The organism is Xanthomonas campestris pv. asclepiadis, from assembly GCF_020784175.1.
In the GTDB taxonomy this organism is placed as follows: Bacteria; Pseudomonadota; Gammaproteobacteria; order Xanthomonadales; family Xanthomonadaceae; genus Xanthomonas; species Xanthomonas campestris_D.
The window spans coordinates 1-12,666 of record NZ_JAJGQM010000077.1; the positions used below are offsets into that span (position 1 = coordinate 1).

At 62.6% G+C, this 12,666-nt stretch carries 10 protein-coding genes; 5 read left to right on the forward strand and 5 right to left on the reverse strand.

From position 1 onward, the window contains the following. Positions 1 to 200 precede the first annotated feature (200 nt). The 3 genes from LL972_RS20895 to mtgA are packed head-to-tail and all read right to left on the reverse strand — an operon-like array spanning position 201 to position 2,378. Entirely contained in the window at positions 201 to 629 is a 429-nt protein-coding gene (locus tag LL972_RS20895) for a CBS domain-containing protein (RefSeq protein WP_228329217.1), read from the reverse strand. Then, positions 589 to 1,635, reverse strand: a complete 1,047-nt coding sequence (locus LL972_RS20900; protein WP_228329218.1) for a glycosyltransferase family 2 protein — start codon at positions 1,633 to 1,635, stop codon at positions 589 to 591. The genes LL972_RS20895 and LL972_RS20900 overlap by 41 nt, the downstream gene beginning before the upstream one ends. Positions 1,636 to 1,637: 2 nt before the next feature. Then, positions 1,638 to 2,378 (reverse strand): monofunctional biosynthetic peptidoglycan transglycosylase, encoded by a 741-nt coding sequence (mtgA, locus tag LL972_RS20905; RefSeq protein WP_228329219.1) that lies wholly within the window; start codon positions 2,376 to 2,378, stop codon positions 1,638 to 1,640. 74 nt (positions 2,379 to 2,452) lie between these two features. Here mtgA and LL972_RS20910 point away from each other — a divergent pair, with 74 nt between their 5' ends. The 3 genes from LL972_RS20910 (at position 2,453) to LL972_RS20920 (ending at position 7,409) form a co-directional block, all read left to right on the forward strand. Beyond that, a complete protein-coding gene (locus tag LL972_RS20910) occupies positions 2,453 to 3,343 on the forward strand; it encodes an Hsp33 family molecular chaperone HslO (RefSeq protein ID WP_104625799.1) in 891 nt (296 codons plus the stop codon). A gap of 152 nt (positions 3,344 to 3,495) precedes the next feature. Then, positions 3,496 to 4,332, forward strand: a complete 837-nt coding sequence (locus LL972_RS20915; protein ID WP_172453226.1) for a hypothetical protein — start codon at positions 3,496 to 3,498, stop codon at positions 4,330 to 4,332. A 239-nt stretch (positions 4,333 to 4,571) separates the two neighbouring features. Then, entirely contained in the window at positions 4,572 to 7,409 is a 2,838-nt protein-coding gene (locus LL972_RS20920) for a TonB-dependent receptor plug domain-containing protein (protein WP_228329221.1), read from the forward strand. 106 nt (positions 7,410 to 7,515) lie between these two features. On the opposite strand, the gene LL972_RS20925 is transcribed toward LL972_RS20920, so the two are convergent. Continuing rightward, positions 7,516 to 8,124 (reverse strand): TetR/AcrR family transcriptional regulator, encoded by a 609-nt coding sequence (locus LL972_RS20925; RefSeq protein ID WP_016902764.1) that lies wholly within the window; start codon positions 8,122 to 8,124, stop codon positions 7,516 to 7,518. Positions 8,125 to 8,261: 137 nt separating this feature from the next. On the opposite strand from LL972_RS20925, the gene LL972_RS20930 reads away from it, so the two are divergent. Further along, complete coding sequence (locus tag LL972_RS20930) at positions 8,262 to 9,185, forward strand: alpha/beta fold hydrolase (protein WP_228329223.1); 924 nt, start codon at positions 8,262 to 8,264, stop codon at positions 9,183 to 9,185. Continuing rightward, positions 9,182 to 11,656, forward strand: a complete 2,475-nt coding sequence (locus LL972_RS20935; protein WP_228329224.1) for an acyl-CoA dehydrogenase — start codon at positions 9,182 to 9,184, stop codon at positions 11,654 to 11,656. Before LL972_RS20930 ends, LL972_RS20935 begins: the two co-directional genes overlap by 4 nt. 246 nt (positions 11,657 to 11,902) lie before the next feature. Here the strand turns inward: LL972_RS20935 and LL972_RS20940 are convergent, their stop codons facing one another. Next, entirely contained in the window at positions 11,903 to 12,256 is a 354-nt protein-coding gene (locus LL972_RS20940) for a DUF1304 domain-containing protein (RefSeq protein ID WP_228329226.1), read from the reverse strand. Positions 12,257 to 12,666: the final 410 nt, after the last annotated feature.

Genomic DNA, 12,666 nt, shown 5'->3' on the forward strand with positions numbered 1-12,666 from the left:
CAGAACCCCCTCCAACAACACAGTTGCTACATGGACGTACTTGCGGCGTGTCCTGCGATGGTGGGCGGGCAAGGGCCTTGCAGCAACCCCGCAGATCAATCGCTCTACAGCTAACCTATCCGCCCGCAACATGCACACGCAGCTATGTCGAGCAGCAGCGTCGTTCAAGATAAGGCGCAATGAACGTAGCCGGCACGGCCCTAGCTGGCGATGTAACGCTGCAACTGATCGATATCGTGCTGCTGGCTTTCGATCACCGCCTTGACCAGATCGCCGATGGAAATCACGCCCTGCACGCGGCCGTTGTCGACCACCGGCAGATGCCGGAAGCGTCCGTCGGTCATCAACTGCATGCAGCGCTCCACCGTGTCCGACGGCGACACCGTCACCACTTGGGTGCTCATGATCTCGGCAACGCTGGTGGTCGATGAGGCGCGATCGCGCAGCACCACCTTGCGCGCGTAATCGCGCTCGGACACGATGCCGACCAGCCGTGGTCCGTCCATCACCAATACCGCGCCGATGCCTTTCTGGGCCATCATCCGGATTGCCTCGATCACTGCGGCGTCTGCCGCTACCGCGAACACATCAACCTGCTTGGTCCCCAATAGCTGTCGTACGGTCTGCATGGCCCGCTCCGCGCTTGGTCTGGTGGTCGCAGACTACTCCCACCGCGCCGCGGTGGGTATCGACCAGGTATAGCGGGCGCTGCTTGGCCTCGTCATACAACCGGCCAAGGTATTCGCCGATCAGGCCCAGGGCGATCAGCTGGATGCCGCCCAGGAACAGGATCACCGACATCATGGTCGGCCAGCCGGCCACCGGGTCGCCCATCAGCGCCGCCTTGATCACCACCCAGCCGCCAAACAGGAATGCCACCAACGCGGTAAGCAAGCCCAGATAGGTCGCCGCGCGCAGTGGCACGGTGGAAAAACTGGTGATGCCATCCAGCGCGAAGTTCCACAGCCGCCACACCGTGAACTTGCTGCGCCCCGACAGCCGCGGCGCACGCCGATACGGCAGCGCCACCTGGCGAAACCCGACCCAGCCAAACAGCCCCTTCATGAAACGGTGGCGCTCGCGCAGCTGCTGCAAGGCCTCCACCACCCGCGGTGACAGCAGTCGAAAATCCCCGGTATCGGCCGGAATCGGCGTGCGCGACAACTGCCGGATCACCCGATAGAACGCGTGCGCCGCGCTGCGCTTCAACCAGCTCTCGCCCTCGCGAAAAATCCGCGTGCCGAAGATGTTGTCGTAACCGGCGCGCCACAGCGCGACGAATTCGGGAATCAGCTCCGGCGGGTCCTGTCCATCGGCATCGAGCAGCACCACCGCACCGGGCAACACATGGTCCAGGCCGGCAGAAATGGCCACTTCCTTGCCGAAATTACGCGACAGCCGCACCGCGCTCACCTGCGGGTCGGCATCGGCAAGTGCCTGCAGCACGCTCCAGGTGCCGTCGCTGCTGCCATCATCGACATACAGCACATGCGTCTGCACGCCATGCAAGCCGGCCAGCACTGTGCACAGGCGCGGATGCAGCAGCGGAATGCTGGTCTCCTCGTTATAGGCCGCAATCACCACCGTCAGGCGGTCTGCTGCCACCGGCAAGTGCGCGGGTCCGGACGTCTGCATGCTCACGGAACCTGCAGATACGCAGGGCCACCCAGCTGGCGCGCCTGCCGCTGGATCCATGCCGTCCGCCGTTGCACATAGGCGCCGGGACGGCGTGCATCATAGCGGCGTGGCGAAGGCAGTACCGCCGCCAGGCGCGCCGACTCGGTTGGCGAAAGCCCCGCCGCATCCTTGCCCCAGAACTGCCGGGCAGCGGCCTGCGCGCCATACACCCCGTCGCCGAACTCGGCCACGTTGAGATACATCTCCAGAATGCGCTGCTTCGGCCACAGCAACTCGATCAGCACCGTGTACCACGCCTCCAGACCTTTGCGCACCCAACTGCGGCCCTGCCACAGGAACACGTTCTTGGCGACCTGCTGACTGATCGTGCTGGCCCCGCGCACGCGTCCGCCGCGCGCATTGTGATCGCGCGCCTTTTCGATCGCCTGCAGGTCGAAGCCGTGATGCAGCGGAAACTGCTGATCCTCCGCAGCCACCACCGAAATCGGCAGGCTCGCGGCGATCCTGTCGTAGTCACGCCATTGCTGGTGCAACGAAAAACGCCAGTCGCCCTCGCCCCAGGCTTCCAGATAGCGCCCCACCATCATGCTGCTGATCGGCGGATCGATCACCCGCAACACCAGCACCTGCAGCACGCTTGCGGCGGCGAACAGCAGCGGGGCTGCCAACAGCCAACGCAGCCAGCGCCCCGCGCGCCGCGGTGGCGCCCCCTGCTTGCCATCCAATGCGTCCGTCCCCATTGTTCGCTACGACCTTTCATTCCGATGCTCGTTGCATTATCCGGCAACCGGCGTCCCTCACGTCCGATGTTCCCATGACCGATCACGATCAGCTTTCCCGTTTCCTGCTGCCTGCTGCCGGCGTGCGCGGCGTCCATGTGCGCCTGACCCAGGCCTGGCACGACATCCAGGGGGCCGCCGACTACCCGCCCGCCGCACGCCAGTTGCTCGGCGAGGCAGCGGTGGCCTCAGCCTTGTTCACCGGACACACCAAGGTCGACGGGCGCCTGTCGGTGCAACTGCGAGGCAACCAGACCCTGCGCACCCTGTTTGCCGAATGCACTGCGGCCGGCACCTTGCGTGGCATCGTGCAGCTGGCCGACGGCGCCGATGCGCCCACCGACCTGCGCGAACTGGGCGAGGCCGCGCTGCTGGCGATCACCATCGAGAACCCCGGCCTGGACCCGCGCGAACCGCAGCGCTACCAGAGCCTGGTCGGCATGCAGGCGCCGGATCTGGCCGAAGCCTTCGAGACCTATTTCCATCAGTCCGAGCAGTTGCCGACCCGGCTGCTGCTGGCCGCAGGCCCGGACCAGGCCGCCGGCCTGTTACTGCAAAAGCTGCCCGGCGACGAGGGCGACACCGATGGCTGGACCCGCATCGGCGCGCTGTTCGACACCCTCGGCGCACCGGAATTGCTCTCGGTCGCCAGCGAAGATCTGCTGCACCGGTTGTTCCACGAGGAAGACACCCAGTTGCTGGGCAGCAAGCCGCTCAGCTTCGGCTGCTCCTGCTCGCGCGAGCGGGTCGCTTCGATGCTGCAGTCGCTGGGCGAAGACGAGGCGCGCGCCGCTGCCGAGGCGACCGGCGAGGTCGAGGTCCGCTGCGAGTTCTGCGGGCGTGAGTATCACTTTCCGTTGACCGCGCTGGACGTACTTTTCAGCGAGGCGCAGCCGTCGCTGGACGCGCCGGAAAGGTTGCAATAGATAGCGTTGACGGCGCATCCCGGGGAACGCGGCTACTTGTTAAATAATCATAAACACCCTAGCATTCTGATTGCCCGCTCTCGGGAACTTAACAACTGCCCCTGGGTCTGAACTCTGGTATGCGACACCTTCTTCGCCTTCCGCTCGCTTTGCTGGTTGCCCTCGCGGCAGCCACGGGTGTGCACGCGCAGTCGGCATCCCAGCAGTTGCGCGAGAGCACCATCCTGCCGGTGTGGAACAAGGGCAGCGGAAAGGTCGAGGCCTTTCTGTACCTGGAGCCCACCGGCGAGCAGAAGGCCGGCGCACGCTGGCACTTCGGTCGCAATTCGCTGGACGCAGCCTTCGGCCTGACCTCCGGCGATTCGCTGGGCCTGATCTGCAACAGCAGCCGCGGCACCAACATCAATGGACTCGCCAGCCACTGTCTGCTCGCAGGCATCGGCGATGACGAGGAAGACAGCGCCGCTGCATCGCGCCGCGTCTCGGCCACCCTGGGCTTCAACCGCGCTGGTGCCCGCGCCGGTGTCACCGCCGGTACCGGCCGCGACACCCTGCCGGCCTGGTTGATCGGCGCCGGCAAGGCACCGCTGACACGCGTCGAACAGAATGACCTGACCGTGTTCGGGCAAAAGAACATCGGACGCGAGGGCTTCGTCTCGATCGGCGGCACCTATGCGCGCGCGCGTCTTGTGCCGCTGGCCGACGTCTCGCCTGCGATCGCCGACCAGTGGGACAGCAAGACCCTGAGCGTCGGTGGCGGCTACGGCGCCTTCAGTGCCAACGTCATCGGCCGCGTCGTCGACGTCCCCGGCCAGCCGGAAAAGTGGGAAGGCCTGGGCCTGGGCCTGACCTGGCGAACCCCCTGGAGCGGCCAGTTGACGGTCGGCGCAGAGAACGTCATCTCCCGCGGCAAGAACCCGTTTGCGCCGAGCAACGAGAGCAACAGCGACGGTACGATTCCGTACGTTCGATACGAGCAAGATCTCTAAGCCATTGATTTAAAATGACTTTACATGACGCCATCGGTTTGAAGCCGGTGGCGTTTTTCGTTCCGCGTGTGTGTCCGAGGCTTGCTTTCACATCTTTCTTCTTTTTCGTTAACGGGACTTTAATTTCTCGCATAACGCATATACCATCGGTTCACCCTGGCGTCTTGGATCCGCTTCTTTCGGACCCCGACAGGCAAACAACCCTTGGCAGTACCCAAGATCACTTGGAGAGAGAGCTAATGAATTGCAAGTCCAACAAGCTGCGCGATGCAGTCGTCCTCGCGCTTGTCGTGGGCGTCGGCGGTACCGGTACCGCCGTCGCTCAGGAAGCCGGCGGCACCACCAACCTCGACAAGATCGAGGTGACCGGTTCGCGCATCAAGCGCGCCGACGTGGAAACATCGCAGCCGGTCTTCAACATGAGCCGTCAGCAGATCGAATCGCAGGGTTTGACCTCGATCGGCGATGTGATTCAGAACATCAGCACCAATGGCTCGGCACTCAACACCAACGTCAACAATGGTGGTAACGGTGAGACCCGCGTCAACCTACGTAACCTCGGCTCCAACCGCACCCTGGTGCTGGTCAACGGTCGTCGCTGGGTCGGCGGCACCGGCCTGGGCGGCGCGGTCGACCTCAACACGATTCCGACTGCTGCCGTCGAGCGCATCGAAGTCCTGAAGGATGGCGCTTCCACGATCTACGGCTCTGATGCTATCGCCGGTGTGGTCAATATCATTCTGCGTCAGAACTTCGACGGCGCGGAAGCAAACGCCTACTACGGTCAGTACGATAAAGGCGACGGCAGCCGCGAGTCCTATGATTTTACAATTGGCTCGGCTGGCGATCGTTGGCACGCAACCTTGGGCGTGGGTTATGTAAAGGAAGAGCCCGTTTGGGCGGGTGACCGCGAAATCTCTGCCGTTCCAGTGTTTGGTGCTGTTCCTGGTACCGGTAACAGCTCAACCACTCCAAGCGGTCGCTTTGCAGTGTTTGGCCCCACCGGCGCCACCAGCAATGGTGCGACGCGGCTGAATGGCGCGCCTGGCTACTTTGTGACTGGTAACGGTGGTACCACTACCCGGCCGTATACGGCAGCGGACAGCTACAACTTCGCTCCGACCAACTACTTGGTAACTCCTCAGGAGCGTAAGTCCGTTTTCGCTGATGCAGGTTTGAGCATCACCGATAACGTGCGCTTCAAGACGACAGTTACCTACAACGAACGCGAGTCGTCCCAGGTTCTGGCGGCAATGCCGATCGTGCTCGGTCGCGCTGCCCCAGGTACCAACGGTGCCAACATCGTCATCGATGCCGACAACATCTATAACAACTTCGGCCGTGACATCGACTACATCCAGTATCGTGCAAACGAGACCGGCGGCCGCATCTACTCGCAGAACGTCAAAACGTACGGCTTCAACGGCGCTTTCGAAGGTGACTTCGAAGTTGGCAGCCGCTTCTTCAATTGGGAAGCGGGCATGTTTTACGGCAAGAATGACCAGACCGATATCACGACTGGCTTCTTCAATATTTCTGCTCTGCGGAATGCGCTGGGTCCGTCCTTTGTCGATGCAACCGGTGTGGCACGTTGCGGTACGGCTGCCTCGACGATTGATGGCTGCGTCCCGCTGAATCTGCTGGGCGGCGCCGGTTCGATGACGCCTGAGATGATTGACTATGCCGGCTTCAAGGCACATGACGTTTACGGCTATGAGCAGAAGAGCTACTACGGCAGCATCGGTGGCGAGCTGTTCGATATGCAGGGAGGTGCGTTCGCCTTCTCGCTGGGCGTTGAACATCGGGAAGAATCCGGTTTTGACGATCCGGATGCGTTGATCAACTCCGGTGACACAACCGGCAATGCCCGTACCGCAACCAGTGGCGGGTACGACTTGGACGAAGCTTATCTCGAGTTGGCAGTGCCGCTGTTGGCAGATTTGCCGGGCGCCCAGCTGCTCGATTTCAGTTTGGCTACGCGTTACTCCAAGTACAGCAACTTCGGCGACACGACCAACAGCAAGTTTGGTTTTCGCTGGAAGCCCATCACTGACTTGATGATCCGTGGTAACTGGTCAGAAGGTTTCCGGGCGCCGTCCATCAGCGAACTGTTCTCGGGCGTGAGTGACACCTTTGAAGACGTTCGCGATCCGTGCGCCGGCTCGTACACCGATGGTAGCGTCAACGGTGCAATTCCGGGCTCCTGCGCAGGTGTAACGCCTTATGCTCAGGCAAATTCGCAGATCCGCACCACCGTAGGCGGCAGCGAGGCCCTCGGACCTGAGACCTCCACATCCAAAACGCTCGGCTTCGTTTACAGCCCAGGCTTCGTGACGGGTCTGGACATCGCAGTCGACTGGTGGACCGTCAAGATTGAAAATGCGATCGATACCCAGACTGCCCAGGAATTGCTGGACAGCTGCTATGTCGCTGGCATCCAGTCGACCTGTGCGTTGATCACCCGCGAAAGCACCGGTGAAATTTCGAACATGCTTGCCGTTCCTCGCAACATTGCCAGCATCGAAGCCGAAGGTTTTGACTTCACGTTCGGCTATCGCTTGCCGGAAACCGCGTGGGGAAGCTTCAGCTTTGTTTGGGACTCAACCTATTTAACCAAGTTCACCGTTGACAAGCCTTTGCAGGACCCCGAAGAGCGTGTGGGTTTGTATCGCGGTGGCTCGGCGCGAGACAACAATTGGCGCTTGCGCTCTAACCTGATGGCCAATTGGGAACTGGGCGACGTCGGCAGCTCGGTTGCAATGCGTTATTACAGCTCGCAGGTCGAAAACTGTACTGGTGCCAACTTGGCCAACCCGACCAATATCGGCCTGCTCTGCTCTGATGCCGATCGCGTTACCAGTGCGGGAGCTGCTCCGCGTAACCACGTGCCGAGTGTCACCTATACAGACATCAGCGCCTACTGGAAAGCACCCTGGAATGCCCGCGTCACTGTGGGTGTGAACAATGCCTTTGATCGCGATCCGCCGCAGTCGGCAACGGCATTTGCCAACAGCTTTGACTCGCAGTACGAAATCCCGGGTCGCTTCTACTACATGCGTTACACCCAGAAGTTCTGATATTCGTCCGCTTAAGTAATACGTAAATAAAAAACCGCGACTCGAAAGAGTCGCGGTTTTTCTTTGCTCAACGATCAGACATCGACGTATGTCGGACGCCTGAAACCTAGCCCGGAATCAACGTCTGAATCACGTGCTCGACGTAGGCTTCGAAGTCTTCGCGGGCTTGCTTGGGCTGCTGCAACTGCAGCGAGAGCTGCAGGAAGCCGACATAGGCGGCGTAGGCCAGGCGCGCACGGTGTTGGGCGTCGGTGCGGCTCAGGCCGGCCTGGCGGAACGAGGCGATCAGGTAGTCGAGACGGCGCTGCGAGACACGGTCGATGACCGGGCGCACGGCCGGGTGGTCGAGTGCCTTGAGCAGTTCGCTGTAGATGACGTGCGGTTTGACTTCGTGCGCGACCAGTTGGAACAGCGCGCGCAGGCGTGCGCTGGGGTCAGGGACGTCTTCCAGGCTGCCGAATACTTCCTTCTGTTCAAAGATCTCCCAGCGTTCCAGGGCTGCCTGCAGCAACGCGTCGCGCGAGGGGAAATGCCAGTAGAAGCTGCCCTTGGTCACGCCGAGCCGGCGTGCCAGTGGCTCCACCGCGACGGCGCCCACCCCTTGTTCTGCGATCAGGTCCAGTGCGGCCTGCGCCCAATCGTCCGCGCTGAGGCGGTTGCCGCGACCGGACGTGGCGCGGGGCGTGGTGAGGCTTGGGTCGGTGATGTCATTCATTGCCGCGATTTAACCATACGCTTGAGTCAGTTGCAGTATGCATCACAAAAAGGACACACAACTGCCACGATTCAATGGCTTAACCGTCCATACCAAGGAGTATTGACAGCGACCCAGGCAGGTCCATACCATGAGGTATGGTCACCTCTTCTCCTAGCCTCGCCCATCGTGCGTCTACCACGCGCATCGACGCTGGCGAGACATCGCTTGCGGTATCGGTGCGCGGCACGGAACACGCGCCGACGGTGCTGCTGGCGCACGGGTTTGGACAAACCCGGCATGCATGGGAAAGCACTGCGGCCCGACTGGCCGACGCCGGCTACAGGGCGCTGGCCTACGATGCCCGCGGTCATGGCGACTCCGGTTTCAACGACGCAGACCTGCCCTACTCGGCCACGCAGTTCACCGATGACTTGATCGTGCTGGCCGGCGAGCAGCCCGAGCCGCCGGTACTGGTTGCCGCATCGATGGGCGGCTTGTTCGGCCTGCTTGCCGAAGCGCGCTGGCCAGGCCTGTTTCGCGCGATCGTGCTGGTCGACATCACGCCGCGCTGGGATACCGCGGGCGTGGAGCGCATCCTGCGTTTCATGACCGCACATCCGGATGGCTTCGCATCGCTGGATGCCGCCGCCGATGCGATTGCCGCGTATTTGCCGCAGCGCCCGCGCAAGACGGCCGAGCAGTTGCAGGCCTTGCTGAGGCAGCGCGCAGACGGGCGCTGGCACTGGCACTGGGATCCGCGGCTGGTCGATGAACTGGCAGGACAGGATCCGCACGCACAGCAGCAGACCTTGCTGGACGCCGCCGCGCGGGTGCGTTGCCCGATGCTGCTGATCAGCGGCGGGCGTAGCGAACTGGTCACGCCGGACAATATCAACGAATTCCTGTCGATCGCCCCGCATGCGCAGCATGTGCATCTGCCCGATGCCACGCACATGCTGGCCGGCGACGACAACACCACGTTTACCGCAACCGTGTTGCATTATCTGGACGCACTGCCCCCGGTTGGCACCATCGCAGCGTCCAACATTACCGAGCATGTCACTGGAGCAAGACCATGAGCATCGTTGCACCGTTCCTCCTCGTCATCCTGGCGGCGGGCATCGCTGCCTATCACCGCATGCGCCTTGCCACCTGGGTCGCGCTGAGCGCCTGTGTGCTGGTGGCCTGCTGGTTGCTGGGTGCCAATCTCACCGCAACCATCGTCGCTGCCGTGCTGGTGGTGCTGGTTTCCGCGCCGGTGCTGTTGCCATTCCTGCGCAAGCCGCTGCTGACCACGCCGCTGATGGGCTTCTTCCGCAAGGTGCTGCCGCCGCTGTCGCAAACCGAACGCATCGCGCTGGAAACCGGCTCGGTGGGCTTTGAAGGCGAGCTGTTCACCGGCGACCCGGACTGGCAGAAGCTGCTCAACTATCCCAAGCCGCAACTGAGCGCTGAAGAGCAGGCATTCCTGGACGGCCCGGTCGAAGAGCTGTGCAAGATGGTCAACGACTGGGAAATCACTCATGTCCACGCCGACCTGCCGCCGGAGCTGTGGGAGTACATCAAGAAGAACAAGTTCTTCGGCATGATCATTCCCAAGCAGTATGGCGGCCTGGGCTTCAGTGCGCTGGCGCATCACAAGGTGATCCAGAAGCTGTCCTCGATCTCCAGCGTGGTCAGCTCCACCGTCGGCGTGCCCAACTCGCTCGGGCCAGGTGAGCTGCTGCTGCATTACGGCACGCCGGAACAGAAGGACTATTACCTGCCGCGTCTGGCGGTGGGTGCCGAGGTGCCGTGTTTCGGCCTGACCGGTCCGTTTGCTGGCTCCGATGCGACCTCGATCCCCGACTACGGCATCGTCTGCAAGGGCGAGTGGAATGGCGCCAACGTGCTCGGCGTCAAGCTCACCTTCGACAAGCGCTACATCACCCTGGCGCCGGTCGCCTCGCTGATCGGCCTGGCGTTCCGTGCCTATGATCCGGATGGGCTGATCGGCGACAAGAAGGACATCGGCATCACCCTGGCGCTGCTGCCGCGCGAAACTCCCGGCGTGGAAATCGGCCGTCGCCATTTCCCGCTCAATTCGCCGTTCCAGAACGGCCCGATCCACGGCGAGGAAGTGTTCATCCCGCTGAGCCAGTTGATCGGCGGCGTGGAGATGGTCGGCAAGGGATGGAACATGCTCAACGAGTGTCTGGCGGTGGGTCGTTCCATCACCCTGCCCTCCACCGCCAGCGGCGGCGGCAAGTACGCTGCGGTGGTCACCGGCGCGTATGCGCGCATTCGCAAGCAGTTCGGTCTGTCGATCGGCCGCTTCGAGGGCGTGGAAGAAGCGCTCGCGCGCATCGGTGGCAAGGCGTATGCGATCAGTGCGTTGTCGCAGGCCACTGCTGCGGCGGTGGATCGTGGCGATGTGCCGTCGGTGCCGTCGGCGATTGCCAAGTATCACTGCACCACTATGGGCCGTGAAGTGGTCAGCGACATGATGGACGTGATCGGCGGCAAGGGCATCATCCTGGGGCCGCGCAACTTCGCCGGCCGTGCCTGGCAGGCGGCACCGATCGGCGTGACCGTGGAAGGCGCCAACATCATGACCCGCAGCCTGCTGATCTTCGGCCAGGGCGCGATTCTGTGCCATCCATGGGTAATGAAGGAAATGAAGGCGGCGCAGGATCCGGATACGCGTCGTGGCCTGGAAGAGTTCGACCAGAGCCTGTTCGGGCATATCCGCTTCGGTATCTCCAACGCGGTGCGTTCGTTCTGGTTCGGGCTGACCGGTGCGCGCATCGGTGCGGCGCCGGGCGATGCGTACACGCGGCGTTTCTTCCGCAAGCTGGATCGGTATTCCGCCAACCTGGCGTTGATGGCCGACGTATCGATGCTGATGCTCGGCGGCAAGCTCAAGTTCAAGGAATCGCTGTCAGGCCGTCTGGGCGATGTACTGAGCCACATCTACCTGACCAGCGCGATGCTCAAGCGCTATCACGACGAAGGCGCGCCGGCGACCGATCAGCCACTGCTGGCCTGGGCGTTCCATGACAGCGTGCACAAGATCGAAACTGCGCTGTCCGCAGCGCTGCGCAACTTCCCGATCCGGCCGGTGGGCTGGTTGATGTGGGTGCTGATCTTTCCGCTGGGCCGTCGTGCCGAAGCACCGGGCGACCGCCTGGGCCATCGCGTCGCATCGATCCTGATGACGCCGAACGAAGCACGCGACCGTCTGGGCCAGGGCGTGTTCCTGACCCCATGTGCCAACAATCCGGGCGGACGCATCGCCAGCTATCTGGCCAAGGCCGTGCTGGCCGAGCCGGTGGAGCGCAAGTTCCTTAAGGCGCTCAAGACCAAGGGCATCGAAGCGCTGGATTTCACCGCGCAGCTGGACGAGGCCGTGGCCGAAGGCGTGATCACCATCGACGAGCGCAAGCAGCTGGAAGAGTTGCGCGAGATCATGATGGACACCATCGCCGTGGACGACTTCGATCCGCATGAGTTGCGTGCGGCCAGCTACTACGACAAGCCGCAGGCCCAGCAACCGCGCGAAGCGGCGTAAGGCTCAGGCCGAGGTGACAGTAGACGACGGCGGGCTTCGGCCCGCCGTTGTCGTTTGTGGAGACCGGCTGTGGTGGAGGCCGAGCATTTCGCAACTGCACTGCCTGCCGTCACCGTCTTCGACCAGTTCCCAGCAACTGCAATCCCGATGGACCACCTGGTAGGAGCGGGCTTGCCCGCGATGAAGCTCTACCGGTAACGCCTCATCGCGGGCAGGCCCGCTCCTACAGAAAGCGAGCAAGCCGCCTCAGCGCGGCAACCACAGCAGCGCCAGGGCAATCAGCGCAGGCAAGGCCTGCACAAAGAAGATGCGGCGGTTGACGCTGTAGGCGCCGTAGCAACCTGCCACGACAACACAGCCCAGAAAGAAGCTCAGCACATCGCTGCGGGCCTGCAATGCACCCCAGAACAGACCTGCCGCCAGGAAGCCGTTGTACAGGCCCTGGTTGGCCGCCAGCACGCGCGTGGCCTGCGCCTTCTCAAGGGTATTGCGGAAGGTCTTCAGGCCCAGCGGCCGTGTCCACAGCACCATCTCCAACACCAGAATGTAGACATGCAGCAGAGCGACGCACAGGCCGGCAACGATGGCGAACAAGGACATGGCAGATCGGCGTGATTGATGTGGCGGCCAGCATAGCGGTGATTGCGGCCCTGCTGCTCAGAGCAGGCGATGGAACCCAACGCGCCGGCGAGAGATGGGAGATGTGCAGGACCTGCATGCATGATCGGAGCGTCGCGATTGCGGACATCGGAACGTGTCCTGCAATGGTTGGTGGGCGGGCACAGGTGCTGCAGTCAAGTTGCAGATCAAACGCTCTACACCTGATCAATCTGCTCGCCATACTCGCCCAAAGGCAAACGCGGCTAGTTCAAACAGCGGCATCGCTAATGCATGTCATGCCCTGCTTGCCTGTGCACACCGACCATCTCGACAGGTCCTTGCCCGCTCACCGTCGCGGGACCTTACGCGGCATGGATGCCGCGTAAGAGCCTTATCTGTTCGGATTCTGG